Below are 20,381 nucleotides of genomic sequence, written 5' to 3' on the forward strand. Positions count from 1 at the left end.
ATAAAAACTATGTAATTGGACAAATTCAATCGCGATGGCCATCGACCGGATGTCTGAACAATGCTCACAAACAAAGGCAAATATGGCTTGAAAGCGCTGGTCGACCTCGCCGGTCTGGAACCAGGGCAGACAGCGTTTGTGACCGATATCGCCACGCGAAACAATATTTCAAAGAAATTCCTCGACACGATCCTGCTGGAACTGCGCAACAACGGTTTCCTGCGTTCGAAGAAGGGGCCGAACGGCGGCTACGCCCTATCAAAGCCAGCCGACGAGATCATGATCGGTCACGTCATCCGAGCCCTCGACGGGCCGCTTGCGCCGATCCGCTGTGCCAGTCGTACGGCATTTGAAGCCTGTGACGACTGCCGGGATCCAGCCTCGTGCCAGATCCGTATTTCCATGACGCAGGTCCGGGATGCGATGGCAGCCGTTCTCGACACGATGACGCTGACGCAATTCGCGGCGTCTGGACAGACCGATCAGGATTTGATCGCTGGCGGATGATCGGCAGAACAGCGTAATCTTGCCGTGTCCAACGACCGGCAATATCGATCGATCTGTTCAAGGTCGATCGCGGGATCGTCCACCTGAATGACATCAATCAGGGATGCGGCCTTTTGGATCATGCCGTCCAAGAGTTCGACTTCGACTGCGATGGTGGGTTCCGGCGGATTTATCCGCATCTGGGCGTTGACGTGTCCGCGGATATAAGCAGCCTTCAGAAATGCCGTCATCAGACGCGCGAGACAGTCTGCTTTTTCACCGAGTGAAAGAACGTAGTCCGGGTGAACGATCAAATCCGATAATGCGTCTTCATCGTGCACCAACAGGTGCTTGTTGTCCAGAATAGCGACCATCGGCTCAGAACCGGCGCTAGATGCCCCTATAATTGTCCAGTCAACCGCACTGTTCGCTAGAACCGATCCACCATGCTCCAGAGCGAAAGCCAGACCCGACCGCACCAGCCTTGGTAGCGCGGCGCCCTCGCGACGACTGCTAAGTTCGAAGACATCACCCAGCACGACGCGTGCGTAAATTGCTTTGCGCTGTTCTGTCGATCCGCTGGTCCGGATCATTTCCAGGGCGACAAGATGTCCGAGAAGCCGCTCGGCCACGGTGGTGCTCCACGTTGCGATCCGGCTGACGGCCTCTGCAACGATCAGGTTCGAAATATCCGCCCCCCCGAAGCTTGCCGGAATGGACATAGCGAGAAGCCCGCTTGCGGCGAGAACAGAGGATTGGTCCAAATTGCCGCTGGTCGCCAAGGATTCCAACCGATCAAGCGCTGCCACGACATCGCACTCCCTTGTCAGGGCAGGCGGCACTGGTCGCAATCGATCAGAGGTCGATACCGTCATGCAGGCCATCCTTCACTCGGACTGGTGTCACGTCAACGCGTAGTATTTGCCATTCTGATAGAGCAGTGAACTGCCATCACCGATGCGTATCGACAGAACCCGGCCGATCAGGATGACATGGCTATGTCGCTCGATCGCCTCCTCGACCTCGCAATCGAGCACAGCAACCGCACCTTCCAGGACTGGTGCTCCGCTGGCAAGCCTCGTCCATTCGGACCCGACATAGCGCTCGGCCCCTCTCAAGCCCCCAATGCCCGCAAACCGGTTTGCGACGTCCTGATGATCGGCGCCAATCACATTGACCGCGAAATGTCCGTAACGTTCAACGACTGGCCAGGTGGAGGAGGATCTGTTGAGGGATACCAACATGCGCGGGGGCTCGACGGACAATGCCGTTGCAGAGGTGACTGTCGCGCCTGTGCGTTCCGCGCCGTCACCTGCCGTGATGACACTGACGCCGCCTCCAAGCGTTCTCAAGGCCTCCTTCAAGCCAGCCGCATCTGCCGGGCGATCCGACACTGAGCGCGTCCGGGGTTCCTGAAATTCACTTCTGGTAAAAATGTTCATCTGACCTCTCCGCGTTACTTCATCTGAACCATGGGTAACAGCCGCGGAACCCAATCAGTAGACAAGCGTTTTTAATCTCCATATATTTTATAGAAAATATGCCCAGATCTAACCCCGCGGACCGGAAGGAAGACTGCCATGTTGAAGATCAGGATGTCATCGCCGAGACTGCAGGCGCAAACGACACGTCCGGCCTCTCGCGTCGTCATCATCGGCGGCGGATACACCGGTGCCATCATTGCCAAACTTCTGGTCGAGCGAGGATTGCGCGACATTGAAGAGGTCACTGTTTTCGAGCCTCGCGAGCAGCTCGGTTGTGGCCTTGCCTATGATGTCGAGAACATTGATGTCCGCCTCAACGTCGCAGCGCATAGAATGCGCGCCATACCCGGCTCGCCCGCAGCCTTTCTTGACTGGCTGCAGACCAGCGGAACTCTCACCGTCGATCCCGAGGCAGTGACCCCGGAAGGCATCTTTGCCCGCCGCAGCGATTTCGGGCGCTTCATGCAGGAACAATTAGCGCCACATCTGGACAGCGGCGCGATCAGGCACCTTCGCCAAACCGTTCGGAGCGTTGATCGCCAAAACGAACATTGGCGGATCACGGACTCCAGCGGCACCGCAATCTCGGCCGATATCCTGATCATCGCTACAGGGCATCCTCCTTTATCGAGGCCGCCCGTGATCGACAACCTCGATCCTTTGACGGCGTCTCGTATCGCCGATGTCTTCGCGCCGAACGTGTTTGACGGCATCGGCAAATCCGACCCGATCCTCATCGTAGGTTCGGGGCTTACAGCGCTAGACGCACTCAGCCGCCTTGATGCCCTCGGCCATAACGGGGAGATCACGCTTCTTTCCCGCTCCGGCCTGATGCCAAGGCCGCATGCAGGCGGAGGCTTCTCGCCCTTTGGTGACTTTCGCAGCGCCGACCTCACCTCCGCCAGAAAGCTGTTGGCAAAGGTGCGGGCGACGATCGCCGATGCGGAAACGCAGGGTATTCCATGGCAATCCGTTTTCGATGCGCTTCGGCAGCATGCCCAGGAAATCTGGCAGGATCTACCGATGCCCGAGCGGCAAAAGTTTCTGCGCCGCCTTCGCCGCTGGTACGATGTCCACCGTTATCGCATGCCGCCACAGGCGGCCCTAACGCTGGAAAAGGGCCTCAATATGGGCCGCGTCACCGTCGAGCGCGGAGACCTCGTATCGATAACACGGGATGGAAAAGACCTGCTGGCTTGGATTGAAACTCGCAACAGCGGGTCCGAGCTTCGCTATCGCCGCATTCTTCTGGCGACGGGGCCGGAATTCCGGGATTATGCAGACCACCAGAGGTTTCTGCTCGGCATGCACCGGGATGGCTTCATCCAGGCGGATTCTCTCGGTCTCGGCCTTAGCTGCGATACAGGAGGCAGAGCTCTCAGCATCGCAGGAACCCCGAACGCTACGCTGTTTGTCGCCGGCCCGCTCGCCCGCCCGGCGTTCGGCGAGCTTACAGGCGTTCCTGAAATTGCCAATCAGGCTGCGCGTATGGTGGACCAGATCATCGGCTGTTGTGCCCGCGATACAAGAACGATCATTGTCAGCCCATCGGTTTGAGAGGTTGTGACCTGCCACTGACGCTATATCCGGCTGTGGTTAGGGCCGCGGTGTGTTATACTCCACATCTCCAAGCCGCCATGTTTAGCGTCCCAATTACAAAAGGTCGCATCGGAGCTCCCATGCGTGCGGCAAAGATCAGCGGCCTTCACAAAACTCCCGCTCTTTCGGCACCGCAATGATTCGCTTCTGACGGAGTGTGCAACGGGATATAAAGGGTAGAGTCGCATACGAACATGCGACCAAGTGGGGACGCGCGACATTCGCCTTAAATAACATGGGCGCCAAGCAGCGGCATTTCATAAGCGACGGCTGATGCTTTCGCTGTTTGTTCTTTGTAAATAACCAAGCAGCCAAGCGGCATAAGGAAACGTCATTTTCGATTGCGTCCACGATTAAAATGGGCGCGCGGCGCCCACTGACACCAGTAAGTGCGCCACCTCACCTCTGTCGTAGAAGGCAGACACAAATCACCTTCGCTTCACCACCCGCCGAAGCATAGACCGAGCTCTGGATTTACGCGGAATAAGCTCGATATCGCTAACCAGTTTTGCGCCTCCGTCTCGGCGCTCAAGAGTAATCTTGCGGCTGTGAAATGCTTCAAGCTCAGCACGATGCGCCACGCTGATAATTGTGGCGTCGGGTAGCTCATCGATAACGGTCTGCATCATCTTGTCCTGACTTTTTTCGTCCAGCGCTGCGGTCGCCTCGTCCATCACGATAATATCCGGGGCGTTGAGAAGCAGGCGCGCAAAGGTAAGCCGCTGTTTTTCTCCGCCTGACAAGGTCTGGTCCCAGGGCGCATCGTCTTCGATCTTGTCTTTGAGTTGGCCGAGACCGACCTTATCCAGAGCAATGCCGATCTCTTCTGCCGTCCAGCTTTCCGCAGGTTCCGGATAAGAGACCGCGCGGCGAAGCGTCCCTGCTGGAATGTATGGTCTCTGCGGCAGCATAAACAACTGGCTCCCGGCGCGGAAATTGACGCTACCCCCACCCCAAGGCCAGAGGCCGGAAATAGCACGAACCAGCGTGCTTTTGCCCGAGCCGGATTCTCCTGAAACGAGCACTCTCTCACCTGCCCCGATTTCGACATCGGTCTCCTTCACCACCGCAGTTCCATCACCGAGTGATACGGATACGTCCTTGAGGCTCAGCATGGTTTCGCCCTCGGTTTCGCCGCGAATAATGCGTCCGAAAGTCTCGCTTCTTTCGGCGCGCTCGAGACCATCAAGCGACATCATCAGGGAGGCCACGCGTCGCGCGCAGGCGTTCCAGTCGGCCAAGCGCGGATAGTTATCAACGAGCCATCCAAAGGCGGACTGAACAATGGTGAAAGCGGACGCTGCCTGCATGACCTCGCCAAGTGACATGCTGCCATCGAGAAACTTCGGTGCACAGAGCAGAAGTGGCACGACTGGGGCAATCAGGACCGAGCCGTTGGAGACGACGGTGGTCCGCATGTATTGCTGCGCCATCAACCGCCATTGCCGCCGTACATTGCCGAATCTTTTGTCGAGATCGCTACGCTCCTCCTCTTCCCCGCCAAGCAAGGCAATGCTCTCACCATTTTCCCTAACGCGTGTCAGCGTATAGCGGTATTCCGCTTCCACCTGGTTTTTAACTTCTGAAACCTTGACGAAGTTTCGGGCGATGAACGCGATGGAAGTGGAGGTGACTGCCGCGTAGATGATGGCCGCTATCACGAGAAAGCCGGGAATGGTGACCCAAACGCCGCCGATTGACACTGTGAGCGCTCCACCAATCGTCCAGAGAACCACGATGAAGGTGGAGGCGGAAACGAAAGCGGAGATGACGCCGGAGACGAAATCGACCGGCGCCTCGGTGGCGATGCGCATATCCTCCGAAAGCCTTGCTTCCGGATTCTTGTGATCGCCGTCAATCAGGTTGAGCTGGTAGTAGCGGCCGTTTGCAATCCATCTACCCACCGTTAACTTGGTCAGCCAAGAGCGCCAGCGCCGCTGAATGCGCATTCTGACATAAACCTGCGAGGTGACGATGAATACACTTCCCAGAACCAGAAGCGGAAATATGGAGGCAAGGGAATAGACAGTGGACGCATCCCGTTTTTCGATAGCGTCGAAAATCCCGCGGTTCCAGACGTTGACCCCGTACTGGATTGCCACATTGATTCCGATCATCGCCAGCAAGCCAAGCGTGAATAGCCATGCCAACTTATCTCCCCGGCGGCTCCAGAAGCCCCGCGCGCTGATCCAGAATCGTTTCAGCAGATATTTTCGCCGCGCTTCCTCAGCCTCCTCCGGCGTCAAACCCGCATCGGGCTCCACTTCCTCTGGGGGAAGCTCTTCAGCATTGTCATGAACATCTTGCGAGGATGCGGCTTCGGTCTCAGCTGCGTCGGCACCATTGACCGGTTCTACTTGATTGTTTTTCATGGGCGCTGAACGAGCGACAATGGGAAAGGTTTCACGACTTTGTGAAGGTAAGCGAAATATTGTTCGCGCCCGTATCGTGGAACGGTAGAGATGAAAGTTGCCGCATATGGAGCGCGCTGCAGCAAGCGTAACAATAACGGCTGATTGAGACCTAAATAATCTTTGCTCTTAACCGATATTGACCCCACCACCAAATCAGGCAGCGGACACCCCAATGGGGAATATCACGAGAGACGGCTGCAATGCGCCACCTGCCGCGTGGCGGATTCCAGCTGCAGCCTCCAGGATTTTGCAGCATGATAAACTTGGTCGAACTACCACAGTTCCACTGCATTTTTTGATCGGCGTCTGTCGGACGTAGTGGCCTAATGCAGCGCCGCAGATGCGTCCGGCGGGCCTTGACCGCGTGAGAATTAGGACGGGGACAATTCCTTCGCCTGTTCGATCTCGCGCGTCCCAGTCCTCGCCTTAAGCCATACAAGTGCGTCATCCAGAAAGGTGAAGACCACCGGGATGACCAGAAGGCTTAGGAAAGTGGATGTAATCAATCCGCCTATGACAACGACACCCATGGGCTGGCGAAAGCTTGAGTCTCCCGAGACGAGACTTAGAGCTGCTGGCAGCATGCCCCCGGCCATAGCGATGGTCGTCATGATGATGGGGCGTGCTCGCTTGTGGCAGGCATCAACAAGCGCATCGTAGCGGGACATGCCAGCCCGGCGCGCCTCGATAGCGTACTCCACGAGAAGGATCGAGTTTTTCGACACAATCCCCATCAGCAGGATCAAACCGATGACGGCGGGCATTGAAAAGCTGGTTCCTGTGAGCACCAAAGGTAACAGTGCCCCGCCAAGCGCCAGCGGGAGCGCCATCAAAATCGTGACGGGTTGCAGGAAATCATGAAACAGCAGGACCAGAACCGCATAGATGCAGAAAATGCCGATTGCCATGGACGTGCCGAAACTGCTGAACAGTTCGCTCTGTCGTTTCAATTCGCCCTGCTCTACGAATTTCACACCCTGCGGCAGATTTTTATAGCTGGACAGTTGTGCGGCCTCTGCTGTCACCTCGGAGAGGTTTCTGCCATTCAACTCCACTGAAAGCGAGACGTTGCGCGATCGGTCAAGCCTGTCGATCTGGCTGGGGCTGGAGCCCATGAAGATATCGGCGACAGCTCCGAGCGCGACCTTGCTGTCCTTACCCTCGACGGGGACAAGTGAGATCGCGTCAAGCGATTGACGGCTCTCGCTGTCGAGCATGACACGGATGGCGATCTGGCGTTCGGGCAGATTAAGCTTCGACAAGGCTGCATCATAGGCACCCGCCGTCGCCACTCGAATAGCCTCGGCAATGGCCTTGGACGTGACACCCAGAGAGGCCGCTTGCGCAAGATCGGGTTTGATGGTGACCTCCGGCGTCTGCATGGCCGCAGAGGAGGTGACATTACCGATGCCTGGAAGAGTGCGCAGATCAGCCTCAAGGCTCGCTGCTGCCTTATCAAGAAGATCAGAGTCGTCGCCTGCTAGCGTGAGCGTGAGTTTTGTGCCGTTGCCTCCAGAGCCTATTTCCAGACGAACGCCGGGCAACTGCTCCAAGGCTTTTCGTATGTCATTTTCAATCTGCGCCTGCTTTATATCGCGGTCGTCAATCGGTGTCAGATTGACGACGAGCGTGGCGCTGTTGGTGCTTGAGTTCGACGTGCTGTTCATCCCGCCCGTAGAGGCAGTGCCAGTTGCCTGAAACACCGAGGTGACGTGGTTTACACCTGCGATGATCTCTGACGCCTTTCGCGCCGCCTCGTCGGTCGCCTCAATCGTCGATCCATATGGCGTGGTGAGGGTAACTTGCGTTTGGCTATTGTCAGAGGCCGGGAAAAAGCCTGTAGACAAATGAGACAACAGCAGGATCGTGAATGCCAGAAACCCGACCGTCCCAAGCACGGGAATCCAGCGGCGGCGTAATGCACCTTTCACAAGCCAGAGGTAACCGCGCATCAGGCGGCCGTCCTCGTCATGTGTCTTGCCGCTGGCCTTCATTATATATGCCGCCATCATTGGCGTTACCAGTCGCGCAACCAGAAGCGAGGCGAGAACGGCAACCGACGCCGTGATACCGAACTGCTTGAAGATAATGCCGGGAATGCCCCCCATGAAAGCGGTTGGGAGGAAGACTGCGACCAAGGTAAACGTGGTGGCAATAACAGCAAGGCCGATTTCGTCAGCGGCCTCCATCGCTGCCTCGAAGCAACTTTTGCCCATGTTGAGATGTCGCTCGATATTTTCGATCTCGACAATGGCGTCATCCACGAGAATTCCCACCACGAGGGAAATGGCCAGCAGGGTGATGGTGTTCAACGTATAGCCAAGCAGATACATCACGAGGAACGTCGGAATGATCGACAGCGGCAGGGCAACAGCCGCCAAAAGCGTCGCACGCCAGTCGCGCAGAAACAGCCAAACGACGAAAACGGCGATGAGGGCGCCCTCATAGACCATGTGCATAGAGGATTCGTAATTTTGCTCGGTGGGCACGATGGTATTGTAGGCTTCCTCAATCGTCACGCTTGGATTGGCCGCGGCAAATGCCTTCATCGCGTCGCGAACTTTCTCGGTCACTGCCGTATCCGAATACCCTTTTGAACGCTTGATCTGAGCGGCGATTACGGGTTTGCCGTTCAGGTACGCAAGCGAGGTCAGATCGTTGTGGGTATCCGTCACCGTTCCGAGTTCGTCCAGCCGAACCCAACTCCCGGCTGGCAGGGGGATCGGTAAAGACCGGAGCTGTTCGACACTGTCTGCCGTTGCCAGCGTCCGAACAGACTGACTTTCGCCGCCAATCCTGCCCTTGCCTCCAGACAGGTCAGACTGCACCGCTTCGACCTGGCTGTTGACATCATTCGCGGTCAAACCGAGGCCCTCGAGGAGATTTGCGTTGAGCTCTACCCTGACTTCTCTATCGACCCCTCCGAGGCGGCCGACTTCACCAACACCGTCCACTGCCATCAGCGCGCGCGACAGATCGTTGTCGATGAACCAGGAAAGCTCTGCAGAATCCAATTTGTCTGAATGCACGACGTAGGTGATGAGTGGCGAGGCGTTCAACGACTGTTTCGAAACGGTTGGCGCGTTCATTTCTTCCGGCAGGTCGTTCTTTGCCTGGTCGACAGCACTCTTGACCTCATCCAGTGCTTCCTGGGTGTCTTTTCCGACCTGGAAGGCAACAGAGATGCTGACAGAACCATCGGTAATCGTTGTTGTAACGGAGTCCAGCTTGGACAGGCCCGTGAGTTCATCCTCGATCTTGCGAGCCACTTCCGTTTCGAGCTGCGACGCCGCTGCCCCATCCAGCGAAGCACTGATTTCGATGGTTGGAAGATCCATATCGGGGAAATTCTGGACGTCGAGGCGATTGAAGGCCCACAGACCACAGGCGGTCAACAACACGAAAAGCAGAACGGGCGGAACGGGATTGCGGATGGACCATGAGGAGAAATTCATTTTGCTCCGTCCTTCCCGGCGATTGTGGCACCGTCAGACACTCTCACAACCGAGCCATCTGCGAGGAAAGCGCCACCTGCTGTGACGACCCTGTCCGCCATTTCGATACCAGAAACGATCTCAACACGGTCGCCCTGTCGGCGGCCTGTTTCGACGCGCTTGCGCGCAACGGTTACCTTGTCGGCCTCATTCAGAATGAAGACATAGGAAAATCCGTCCCGGAGCGTAACGGCGGTCGCTGGCACTGTCAGTGCATCGGTGTGGTCGAATTCGAAGTAGCCGCTGGCGAGTATGCCGGTCTTCGGGGTTTGCATTCCTGCTTCCGGCTGGAGGGTCACATAAACCGTGACCCGACCGTTATTCGTGGACGTGGTGGGCGAAACCAACCTGACCACGCCACTTATATGACCGTCAGGCGTCGGTATAACTGCTCTGGTTCCTTGCTTTACATCGGCCAACCGCTTGACCGGCAATTCGGCCTGCCATTCGACCCTGCTCTGCCGGATGAGCTTGAAAAGCTCGTCACCGGCATTCACGACGTTACCGAGAGAGGCCGAACGTGCCGATATGATCCCATCATCGACGGCATATACCTTTGTCCGGTTCAGTGTCAGTTGCGACGATGCCAGCGCTGCTTTCGCAGAGAGAACGTCGGCTTTCGCCTTGCGCTCGCTGATCAGATACTCCGTCGTTTGCTGCTTCGACAACGCACCCGACCCCGTCAGTCCTCGGGCGCGATCCGCATCCGCAACCGCTTGATCGAGTGCCGCTTCCTGCTTTTCGACGGTGGCCCGTTGCTGTTCCAGATCCGCCTGCGCCGTATCAGCAGAAAACTGCACCAGCAGGTCTCCCTTTTTAACTGTCGCACCGATATCTGCTTTGACGTCGATGATTTTAAAGCCGCTGACCTCGGCGGCGATGACCGCCTCATCCCATGCGGCAAGCCGACCACTTGCCGGAATAGTCACCGGCCAGTTCAAAAGCTGAGGATTGGAAACGCTGACTGTCAAAGCTGCAGCTTGAGAGCCGGTCTGTGCGGCGTCTTCGCTGCGGGCCGAGTGCGGCATGACAGTTATGGCAAGGGCCATGGCGAGAGAGGAAAAAGCGAAGCTACGCATCAGTGTGTTCCAGTCGTGAGGGCATTCGAGGCGCCAGCCGGAGCGGACCAACCGCCTCCCAGGGACTTGTAAAGTGCGATCCAGTATCGGACCGCGTCGCGCCTGATTTCGATGAGTGTTATGGCGGCAGACTGCGCAGAGCGACGGGCTTCTTCGCGGTCCAGAATACTGGCCCCGCCAGACTTCCAGTTCTCATCAACCGATCGGAAATAGCTCTGGTAATTGTCGGCCGCAATTTTGGCGTCGTTAATACGCTTTAACGCGGTATTGACGTTGATCAGCGCTGTCTCAACGTCGGATACCGCGGTCAGAACACCGGATTTGTAGCTTGCGACAGCAACGTCGTAATCCGCTACAGCACTTCGCACCGCCGCCCGTCGCGTGCCTCCATCGAACAGCGGTATCGATAAGGCAGGACCAAACGACCAGGGAACCGACCTGCCGGATACGGTAGCCTCGCTGATGGAAATCGATCCACTTAAACTCAGACTTGGGTAGAGATCAGCTTTTGCTGCACCAACATCGGCGATCGCCGCTGCTACCTCGGCCTCCAGAGCATTGACGTCAGGCCTTTGCCGCAAAGCCTCTGCCGGGACGGAGGTAATGCGCACGACTGACGGCTGTGGAATACGGCTCTTTCCCTTATCCAGCAGCTTTCGAACCGAAAGCTCGTCTGCGGCCGTCAGCTGTACAATTGACTTGACGAGGATTTCACAATCCCCGTGTTGAGATGTCAGGCTGGAGGACGATGTTGCCGCGCTGGCTCGCGACAGCGCGAGATCGGCGGTCGAAGTAAAGCCAGAATCTGCGGATTTTTCAGTGGCCCGTATCGTCTCTCTTTGCGACGCAAGCTCATCTCGGTAAAGCCGTTCCAACTGGCGGCAGGCTCGGTATTGGACGTAGTAATCGCCCAACTCAGCCGCGACTGAAACGCGTGCGTCATGCCACGACCAGACCTTGCCTTCAGCTCTCGCAGCCGCGGCTTGCGTCTCTTTTTTGGTCTTTCCGAACAGATCAAGCTCCCAGGAGGCATCCAGTGCGCCGCTCTTGCTTGTTCCGGCTCTGATTTTGTTGAGGTCATCTCCCTTGTTTCCCTCACGCGACGCGGAAGCGGACCCATCGAGTGACGGGAATAGGCCAGCTCGTGCCGAATCGAGCGACGCGCGGGCCTTATCGATGTTGGCAACCGCCTCCTGAATGGAGGGATTCCCTCGCTCTGCCAGATCGAGCAATTCCGTGAGCGAAGGATCTTTAAAACTGGCCCACCAGTCTACGAGATCAGAAGAGCGGCCACCATGTGGCAATGTCTCGTGCCAGTATGAAGCCACGACGGAGTGGGAAGGCTTGAGGTCGCCAATGGCCGTGCAGCCGGTTAGCGACACAAAAGTAGTGACGATGGATATGGAGGAAAAAAATCTGCGCATGCGTTTAAGGCTGCCTTGAGAGCTGACGCCTGTACTATAGGGATGGTGATGTTAATGTCGGTCAAGAACGTGTTAAGTTATGTAAAAGTGCTGTATTTGCAGGCGCCAGGCTTTAGAAGTGGAAGCATCGACGCGACGGATGCAAGATATGCCCAAGGTGCTTTTAATCGACGATGACATTGAGCTGACAAATTTGCTCTGCGAATACCTGACCGAAGAAGGCTTCTCCGTTACCACCACGAACGATGGCAGAACCGGTGTGGCCGCAGCCACAACCTCGTCGATCGATCTCATTGTTCTTGACATCATGATGCCACGCATAAACGGCCTCGATGTGCTGCGCAAAATCCGGCAGGTCAGCGATGTTCCGGTTTTGATGCTCACCGCCCGCGGAGACGACATCGATAGAATTTCCGGGCTCAATCTGGGCGCGGACGATTATGTTGCAAAGCCCTGTTCGCCAGGAGAGCTGGCGGCTCGAATTCGCGCCATTCTGCGTCGCTCCGGCCGGAGCCAGCGGGATGGATCACTGGAAATGCTAAAGACCGGCGCACTGATGCTCTATCCGTCAAACCGCAGAGCGGAGTGGCACGGTTCACAACTCGAACTGACGGGTACCGAGTTCAGCCTGCTCGAGGTTCTTGTCCGGTCGTCCGGACAGCTCGTATCCAAACAGGATATTTCCCTTCGCGCCTTCGGCAAACCTCTCACGGCATTTGACCGTCGCATCGACGTCCATATCAGCAGTATCCGCCAAAAGCTCGGAACGCGCGAAGACGGGCAGCCCTGGATTCAGGCCGTAAGAGGACGCGGCTATCAGCTGTTAGAGGGCTAGCGATGCATAGGCTGTTCTGGAAATTCTTCACCGTGGTTTGGCTGGCCATGGCAGGGTCAATAGCGCTGTTGTTTGCCATCAGCACCCTGTTCCAATCTCCTTTTGAAGAAGAGGTCACCAACCGCGAAAACAGGCTTGCCTTGGACATAACAGCCCAGGTCTTGCAATCAGATGGATTGGACGCTGCACAGAAGCTGGTGGCAGCCATGCAGCGTACCGGTCGAGATTTATCCATTCGCATCAGCCCGGTTGGTCCAGCAATCGACTGCGTGGTAAAGGCGGGACATGATCTGAATGTAAACGCGGTAAGCGACGGGAATTGCTACGAGGTCGAAATTGCCGGCTCGCATCAGGGTGTCATTTCGAAAACCTGGCCGCGGACAGTTCCATGGTTGGCCGCACTTCTGGCGGCAGCGGGGGCGGCTTACTGGCTCGCTCGATACTTCATCACCCCTGTAGAGCAACTCAGATATGGGCTGCGAGCCATAGCAGATGGCCAGCTTGATGTTCGAATAGCCCATACAATTGGCAGCAAGCGCGACGAAGTCGCCTCTCTGGCGCACGACCTCGACATTACGGCAGCACGCCTTCAGGAACTCCAGATTGCACAACAACAGTTGTTTCACGATGTCTCTCACGAGATACGCTCGCCCCTGTCTAGATTGCAGGCGGCCATAGGCGTTCTACAACAAAACCCAGCGCGGTTGACGGCAATGATCGAGCGGATGGGGAAAGAGGTCGAGCGCCTGGACGAATTGGTCGGGGGAATTCTGACTCTGGCCAGGCTTTCGGAACGACAGGCTACGCGCTTTGACCGGCAAACCCTCGATGTTGTCGATCTTGTTAGAGAGATTGTCGAGGACGCGAGTTTCGAGGGCCAGTCCCGCGATATCAAAGTTCAATATGAAGGCGTCGATACATTCGTCGCTTCGGTCAATGGTGAATTGATTTACCGGGCTCTAGAAAACGTGATCCGCAATGCAATTGCCTACACCCGAGACAAAACATCTGTTCTCGTCACCTCGAAGGTCCACGGTCAGCAACTTACGCTGTCGATCCAGGATGAGGGCCCCGGCGTACCGGAGGCGGAACTGGACGCTATTTTCCAACCGTTCTCACAAAGCTCGACCGTCACGACCCGCTCGGGCTTTGGCCTCGGCCTTGCCATCACACGTCGCGCCGCCGAATGGCATGGCGGCGGCGCATTTGCCACCAATACGCCGTCAGGCGGGCTGCGCGTAGACATCACCATTCCAGCGGGTTCTCGATATACAGGGCAGTGAGCTAGCCGGCGCTGAACCCTGTGGGACGGCGGATTTCGTCACGTGCAATGGGCCATCGAACCAGTGAACCCTATCTCGAGCAGCCCGGTTTCACAGCGCAAGCCTCACGATCAGCTCGCCGGATTTTACCAACTCGCCATTAGGAGTGCATCCAGGAATGCGAGGCCATCAACGGAAATGGTGAAATCTAAATGCCCACCCTCAGTCCAATCTCGTTGATTTTTTGTCAGGTGAAAGCGCCTGCTCAAGAACGGAGCTGGCGAGCCGCGCCGTTGCTAGCAAGCGGGCCAGGTCGCTGCCATTGCGCGCCTTGGCTGAAAGCCCGGACATTGTTGTACTGATATAGTCGGTAACGCTTGCAGCCGCTTCCGGGTGGCGTTCGCTGATATAATCGCGGATTACGGTCTCTGCGGCGATAGTGCAGGCCAGCGCCGCTTCGCGCACTTCTGTGTCGTTGCAACGGGTGCTCTCCAACACAAGGCAACCGGCTGCGGGATCGGATGAATAGCGACGCGCAGCCTCCTCTAGAACCTCAGCGAGAGCCTCCGCAACCGGACGATCTGCGCGCAGAATCTCTTGGAGAGGAATGGCCCCGGTCGTGGCCCAGCGATCGAGAACGCGGGTGTAAAGCCCCGCCTTACTGTCAAATGCAGAGTAGAAGCTGGGAGGATTTATGCCCAGTGCCTCTGTAATATCGGCGACACTGACTGCATCGTATCCACGCGCGTGGAAGAGCTGTTGAGCGGTCATAACTGCATCGTCCGGATCGAAGCGACGAGGACGTCCCCTCACTTTTGATATTTTTGTAGGTTTCATTATAAAACTCGTTGACTTTGATTTCAGTTTCTTTATGTAGCATGTACTACATTATTTAGCAAGGAGATTGCCATGACCGCATTCCAGGATAAAACAGTTCTCGTGCTCGGTGGGAGCCGCGGCATTGGCGCAGCAATCGTTCGGCGTTTCGTGTCCGATGGTGCTAAGGTGACGTTCACCTTTTCCGGCTCACGCGAGGCGGCGGAAAAACTCGCCGCCGAGACAGGCAGCATTGCGATCATGACGGATAGCGGCGACAGGGACGCTGTCATTAAAACGGTGCGAGAAAGTGGACCCTTGGACGTGCTGGTCGTCAACGCCGGCTTTGCAGTATTCGGCGACGCTTTGGAACAGGATCCTGACGCCATCGATCGTCTTTTCCGGGTAAATATCCACGCGCCCTATCACGCCTCTGTCGAGGCTGCCCGGCAGATGCGTGACGGTGGCCGGATCATTGTCATCGGCTCTGTCAACGGGGACAGAATGCCCGTGCCTGGCATGGCCTCCTACGCTCTCAGCAAGTCCGCCCTGCAGGGCATGGCGCGAGGGCTCGCGAGAGACTTCGGCCCGCGCGGCATCACCATCAACATCGTACAGCCAGGACCAATCGACACAGATGCCAACCCGCAACATGGTCCGATGAGGGATCTGATGCATAGCTTCATGGCCATCAAGCGTCATGGCCGACCCGAAGAAGTGGCAGGCATGGTAGCCTGGCTAGCCGGGCCGGAAGCCGGCTTCGTAACCGGCGCGATGCACACCATCGACGGAGCGTTCGGGGCTTGAGGTAACATTCTCTGATCGGGCAAAGCCAAACGCTCATGATGTCCACATTGCGCGAAACCTTTGGTAATGTCGCGCAATGATGACGCCGTCCGCCGATGTTCATATGCTCCAAAACCAGTGGTGCAAGCACAAGCTTGACGATGACCGTGTGTCCGTGGTCGCCATTACGTTCTTGCAATGCTGAGCATTCTCTTCCATCCCTGCAAGGCAAGTCAGACTGTCTCGCAGGAGACAGTCTGAGCAGCTGCTCTTACGCGTTGTTTGTCGCTTTCCAGACTCAAAGCAAGCTCAGCTCGAGATAGCGCCTCCGTCGAATGTCGGATGGCATTGTCTCGACAGCCAAGTGCGTCGAACCGTGCTAAAACACCAAAAGCCTTCTGGAGGCGAAGGCCGACTTCGACGATCGCTGCGCCATCGCGGGCGATCGGCGTGAACAGGTCGTCGAAAATGTCATCGAGCTGGATGGCCGGGACATAGACATTTGAATATGGGACGGCTTCGTGGCCCGAGGCCTCTACAGGTTCGTCCCAGACTGCCAGGACGCGCAGCGCACGGGCGATGACATCGATCGCGGTACCGGGATCATTGATCGCGGGCGAAAGGGCACGGGATGCGATCTCGGCAAGGACTGATGCGCCAAATCTTGGATCCTGATCGAAAGATCGGGTATCCTCCACGGAAAAACATGTCCTGATCGAGGCCAAGACGTCTGCGATCTTGTCCTCAGCGACACCATAGATGGATGCTACCGGACATTTAGGATTGATCAGTTGTCCCGGGATCAAGCGTACAAAAATGCGCGCGCTTGCGTCCGTTGCGATTTTGGACAGTGCGCCGGTATCTAGATGCTGGATGTAGCCAATCCTGTCGATAAACACATCGATAGCTGAAACCGGAATGTCCTTCTCATCGGTTAACCTCTTGCCACCAAGATAAGGGCTCTGACGTCGCGCGCGCATGGCGTCGATGGTGGCAATCTCCACCCGCTCCGTCGTCTCTGTCACGCGGCCCAGTCGTGAGAGATGATCGATCCAGCGCAGCAGTGTCACGACGATCAGCACGATAACCGCGATGGTCACGACAAAAAGAACGACCCGTCCGCGATCACCGTAAGCGCCCGTGCTCAGCGCAATGATACCGACGAGGCTGAACAGGAATGACCCGACGAAAGTTGCCAGAACATTTTGCGTCGTGCTGTCTTCCATCACCAGTTTTGTCGCGCGCGGCGTGACATTGCTGGTTGCCGCCGAATAGGCTGCGACCATGGTACTGAGGGAGAATGTTGTTACCGTCAGCATGCTGGAAGCAATAATGCCGAGGATATTGTCAACGGCGTCAGCGCCGATTTTGGTCGGCAGGTCACTTGGAATAAACGGGCTGACAACAATGGCGATAAGAGCGGTTGCAACGGCAAGTAGCGAGAACAATGTCGCCCGAAACCAGATGCGGCGCGCAACCTTTGCAAAAAACCATGCCCAGCGTGATGTCATTCGAATCCATCTCAAAAACGATGCGGCGGAACTGGCACAGGTGGTGTTCGCTTCACCGGCGGGAGTAGACCGGCGCTCGTCGCACACCGGCTATTGAAAGGGCAAACGCAATGACACCGTCAATCGTTGTCGTTCGGAATGTTTAGCAAATGACCGCAAGCCTTGCAGTGGACCGCGTCAACTTCGTGCCTCTGGAGACCGCATTTTTCGCATGGGTACATGACCTTGTAGGGCCTGACGATCGATTGTGCCAGCCTGACGAACAGCGAGATGCCAACGATCATCGTGACAACGGACGTTAACTTTCCTAACGGTCCGGGCAAGGTGATGTCACCGAAGCCCGTCGTGGTCATTGTGGCGACGGTAAAATAAAGTGCATCGACAAAGCCGATAAGACCGCTCTGGTGGTAGAAAAAGGTAGTGTAGACGAACCCTGTTACCATGAACAGGAAAACGAAAAAGTTTAGCGATGCGCGAGCGACGTCCCTGTACTGATGGCAACCCAGCCGTCTGAGAACGAAAGCAAAGAGCGGGCTCTCGCCGACTGCCCACAATCGCATTGCCCGCAGAAATGCGAAGTTGAAGAGAGCATTAGGAAACAAAAGCGTTGCCAGTATGACTATGTCGATCCATGTCATCGGTCGCTTGAGGGATGCCACGACTGAGCCGGTCGCAAAAGCCCTCGCGAGAATTTCGGCCAGGATCCAGATTGCGATGAGATAATCGATAATCAGATATGACGGCCCACTGCGCAGGAAAGGGCCGAAGATAAAGAACGCGATGATGCTGACATCGATCACGGCGAGCACCGCCTGCCAGCGTAGAGCCCATGTGTCGCGTCCGCGTTCGATACGGCGCAGCTTGCTCTGCAGCTGCTCGATCCGCCCTGCCAAGGGGCTTTTGGCTTCTACGTCTGGTGTCATTCTTAACGGATAAAGGTCCGCCACCCACAGGTCAACGTCAAGCGCTGCTCTCCAAGTCGAACTGATCTGCGTGTAAGACGACCACCGGTCTGACGGATGCCAGCAGATCGGTGGTCGTCATTTTCAAAGCTCGTTTCAAGCCAAAGTGAAGATCAGTCCCGACAGGGCAAAGCCGAGGAGCCCCACCAGCGTCTGCATCACGGTCCAGGTCTTGAACGTGGTCTTGATGTCCATGTTGAAGAAACGACCAACAAGCCAGAAACCGGAATCGTTGACATGGGACAGCATGACTGAACCCGATGCAACTGCGATGACGATAGCCGCCAGTTCCACACCCTGGTAACCAGCCGCCTGGACCGCAGGCTGGATAAGTCCAGCAGCGGCGATGAGGGCAACAGTGGCAGAACCCTGCGCAACGCGCAGCGCCGTGGCGATCAGGAAGCCGGCGACAAAGACGGGCATGCCGATATCCGCGAGCGCGCTTGAAAGCGCGTTGCCAATACCGGATGCGCGAAGCACACCACCAAACATGCCACCGGCCCCGGTTATCAAAATAACCGAGCAGACCGGACCCAGGGCCGAATCGACGATACGCTCGACCTTGAGAGGGTCTCTACCGCGCATTGGGCCAAGCACAACGGCCGCGACGAGAACCGATATGAGGAGTGCGATCGGTGTGGACCCTATGGCGCGCAAGAGCTGGAACCAGCCAGCATCTTTGTTCACCCATTCCTGCGCGCGCGCGAAATCAAGCCCCGTATTCATGAAGATCAACAGCAGCGGCAAAAGCAAAAGCGCAACCACCAGGCCGGAGCTGGGCAAGGAGACGCCATCGTCAGACGATTTTGCTTCCGAGACATCGTCAGGCACCGGCAAGAAGATTCGCTTCCCGATCCACTGACCGAAGAAATGACCCGCCACGATCCACGTTGGCACAGCAACAATGAGGCCGACGATAATGAGCAGGCCAACATCAGCGCCCAGCAATTCAGATGCGGCGACGGGGCCAGGGTGGGGAGGCACGAAAACGTGCATGCAGGAAAACGCAGTCGCTACCGGTATTCCGTAAAGCAAGAGGCTTCCGCCCAGACGACGTCCGACGGTGAACATGACAGGCAACATAACGACGAGGCCGGCGTCAAAGAAGATAGGAAAGCCGAAGAAGAGAGATGCGATGCCCAAAGCCATAGGCGCGCGTTGCTCACCAAAACGTTGGATAAGATCGTCGGCCAGAGCCTGCGCACCACCGGATACTTCCAATAGCCTGCCCAGCATCGCACCAAGCCCCACCAGGAGCGCCACGCCACCAAGAGTGGAGCCAAAGGCTGTCGTGAGCGTATTCATGATGTTTGCCGTCGGTATGCCCGTGACAAGCGCGGTCAAGAAACTGACGAGAATGAGGGCCACGAAGGCATGAACACGAAATTTTATGATGAGCAACAACAGAAGCGCAACCGCGCCCACTGCTATGGAAATCAAGGTACCCGCAGACAATGTCTGTTCGAATTCCGGCAAATGAATACTCCTTTACTGAGGACGCTGACTTCGCCGCCCGTTTCAACAGTCGCTTGTGACTGAGTTTGGCTTACCAAGAATCAGATCGGCCACTTATCAAAAAGTGACCGCTCGGCTTCAATGCGTTACGGGGGTTTAACAGCAACATTCCTGAGTGTCGCGCTGTTTTAGGCATTTCCAATCTCTTGAGCGGATCAAGGCCGCAAACCCTCAGATGGGACTGGCACTTGAACATGACTGCGAACTGAAATAACGCTCGAATTCACACATTCAACAGCTGTTGCCAATCCAAGCGAAGCGTTCTTGCTATGGTCACAAGCATAGCTTCGAGATGATCCACATTCGCTCGTACGGTCGATGAAGATTTCGCATCCACCGGAAAAACGGCGTAAGCGTGCCTGGATCGAGACGGTTAGGCGCAAGCGGCCGCGTGAGGTGTCCGCTACGCGACTCTTCTCTAGTATGACGCGAATTCCCAGCACGCTGCCGCATCCCATAGCCCGCTGAGGTGGCCGCCAGAATGCCTGGTGCCACGTCGACTAGTATCCTTGCTCTACCATTGACGGCAGTAATTCTAATTAAAAATCGCTGCGGCATGTGTCTGGCGAGATCGACACCGATGCCAAACTCAAAAAGCTCCTCGACCAGTATGGTGAGGAGCTTATGAGCAAATATTTGGAATGGTCGAATTTACAAGTTTCGTTGGTTGCGGGGGCAGGATTTGAACCTGCGGCCTTCAGGTTATGAGCCTGA

15 protein-coding genes and 1 pseudogene are annotated in these 20,381 nt (G+C 56.6%); 5 read left to right on the top strand and 11 right to left on the bottom strand.

From position 1 onward, the window contains the following. Positions 1–60 precede the first annotated feature (60 nt). Positions 61–507, top strand: a complete 447-nt coding sequence (locus ASF69_RS05715; protein ID WP_062586212.1) for an Rrf2 family transcriptional regulator — start codon at positions 61–63, stop codon at positions 505–507. Here the strand turns inward: ASF69_RS05715 and ASF69_RS05720 are convergent. Then, positions 483–1,361 (bottom strand): acyl-CoA dehydrogenase family protein, encoded by an 879-nt coding sequence (locus ASF69_RS05720; RefSeq protein ID WP_062586214.1) that lies wholly within the window; start codon positions 1,359–1,361, stop codon positions 483–485. The two genes, ASF69_RS05715 and ASF69_RS05720, sit on opposite strands and share 25 nt — an antisense overlap. Positions 1,362–1,388: 27 nt before the next feature. Continuing rightward, positions 1,389–1,928 carry a flavin reductase family protein gene (locus tag ASF69_RS05725; RefSeq protein ID WP_062586216.1) on the bottom strand — a complete coding sequence of 180 codons (540 nt, stop codon included), beginning with the start codon at positions 1,926–1,928 and terminating at the stop codon, positions 1,389–1,391. 138 nt (positions 1,929–2,066) lie between these two features. Here ASF69_RS05725 and ASF69_RS05730 point away from each other — a divergent pair, with 138 nt between their 5' ends. Beyond that, the gene (locus ASF69_RS05730) at positions 2,067–3,527 is read left to right on the top strand and encodes an FAD/NAD(P)-binding protein (RefSeq protein WP_062586218.1); all 1,461 of its coding nucleotides are present in this window, start codon (positions 2,067–2,069) and stop codon (positions 3,525–3,527) included. Between the two features lie 65 nt (positions 3,528–3,592). Here ASF69_RS05730 and ASF69_RS23545 read toward each other — a convergent pair. From ASF69_RS23545 to ASF69_RS05750, 5 genes and pseudogenes are all read right to left on the bottom strand, one after another. Then, a pseudogene (locus tag ASF69_RS23545) lies at positions 3,593–3,740 on the bottom strand (IS3 family transposase); the annotation flags it as partial. Positions 3,741–3,997: 257 nt separating this feature from the next. Further along, complete coding sequence (locus ASF69_RS05735) at positions 3,998–5,941, bottom strand: ABC transporter ATP-binding protein/permease (RefSeq protein ID WP_062586220.1); 1,944 nt, start codon at positions 5,939–5,941, stop codon at positions 3,998–4,000. A 413-nt stretch (positions 5,942–6,354) separates the two neighbouring features. Then, positions 6,355–9,438 carry an efflux RND transporter permease subunit gene (locus ASF69_RS05740; RefSeq protein WP_062586221.1) on the bottom strand — a complete coding sequence of 1,028 codons (3,084 nt, stop codon included), beginning with the start codon at positions 9,436–9,438 and terminating at the stop codon, positions 6,355–6,357. Beyond that, entirely contained in the window at positions 9,435–10,556 is a 1,122-nt protein-coding gene (locus ASF69_RS05745; RefSeq protein ID WP_062586223.1) for an efflux RND transporter periplasmic adaptor subunit, read from the bottom strand. The genes ASF69_RS05740 and ASF69_RS05745 overlap by 4 nt, the downstream gene beginning before the upstream one ends. Continuing rightward, positions 10,556–11,980 carry an efflux transporter outer membrane subunit gene (locus ASF69_RS05750; protein ID WP_082469640.1) on the bottom strand — a complete coding sequence of 475 codons (1,425 nt, stop codon included), beginning with the start codon at positions 11,978–11,980 and terminating at the stop codon, positions 10,556–10,558. Before ASF69_RS05750 ends, ASF69_RS05745 begins: the two co-directional genes overlap by 1 nt. Before the next feature lie 148 nt (positions 11,981–12,128). Here ASF69_RS05750 and ASF69_RS05755 point away from each other — a divergent pair, with 148 nt between their 5' ends. After that, positions 12,129–12,815: a response regulator gene (locus ASF69_RS05755; RefSeq protein WP_062586283.1), complete on the top strand. Its 687-nt coding sequence runs from the start codon at positions 12,129–12,131 to the stop codon at positions 12,813–12,815. 2 nt (positions 12,816–12,817) lie between these two features. Beyond that, positions 12,818–14,098, top strand: coding sequence for a HAMP domain-containing sensor histidine kinase (locus tag ASF69_RS05760; RefSeq protein ID WP_062586224.1), 1,281 nt, complete (start codon positions 12,818–12,820; stop codon positions 14,096–14,098). Between the two features lie 201 nt (positions 14,099–14,299). Here ASF69_RS05760 and ASF69_RS05765 read toward each other — a convergent pair whose 3' ends face one another. Next, positions 14,300–14,848 carry a TetR/AcrR family transcriptional regulator gene (locus tag ASF69_RS05765; protein ID WP_244475404.1) on the bottom strand — a complete coding sequence of 183 codons (549 nt, stop codon included), beginning with the start codon at positions 14,846–14,848 and terminating at the stop codon, positions 14,300–14,302. Positions 14,849–14,986: 138 nt separating this feature from the next. Here ASF69_RS05765 and bdcA point away from each other — a divergent pair, with 138 nt between their 5' ends. Beyond that, positions 14,987–15,700, top strand: coding sequence for an SDR family oxidoreductase (gene bdcA / locus ASF69_RS05770; RefSeq protein ID WP_062586228.1), 714 nt, complete (start codon positions 14,987–14,989; stop codon positions 15,698–15,700). A gap of 212 nt (positions 15,701–15,912) precedes the next feature. Here the strand turns inward: bdcA and ASF69_RS05775 are convergent, their stop codons facing one another. From ASF69_RS05775 to ASF69_RS05785, 3 genes are all read right to left on the bottom strand, one after another. After that, positions 15,913–17,190, bottom strand: a complete 1,278-nt coding sequence (locus tag ASF69_RS05775) for a DUF2254 domain-containing protein (protein ID WP_062586229.1) — start codon at positions 17,188–17,190, stop codon at positions 15,913–15,915. 119 nt (positions 17,191–17,309) lie between these two features. Next, positions 17,310–18,113, bottom strand: a complete 804-nt coding sequence (locus ASF69_RS05780) for a potassium channel family protein (protein WP_062586231.1) — start codon at positions 18,111–18,113, stop codon at positions 17,310–17,312. Positions 18,114–18,248: 135 nt separating this feature from the next. Continuing rightward, positions 18,249–19,628 (bottom strand): gluconate:H+ symporter, encoded by a 1,380-nt coding sequence (locus ASF69_RS05785; protein WP_200939040.1) that lies wholly within the window; start codon positions 19,626–19,628, stop codon positions 18,249–18,251. Positions 19,629–20,381 lie beyond the last annotated feature (753 nt).

Source organism: Rhizobium sp. Leaf311, assembly GCF_001423445.1.
GTDB lineage: Bacteria > Pseudomonadota > Alphaproteobacteria > Rhizobiales > Rhizobiaceae > Agrobacterium.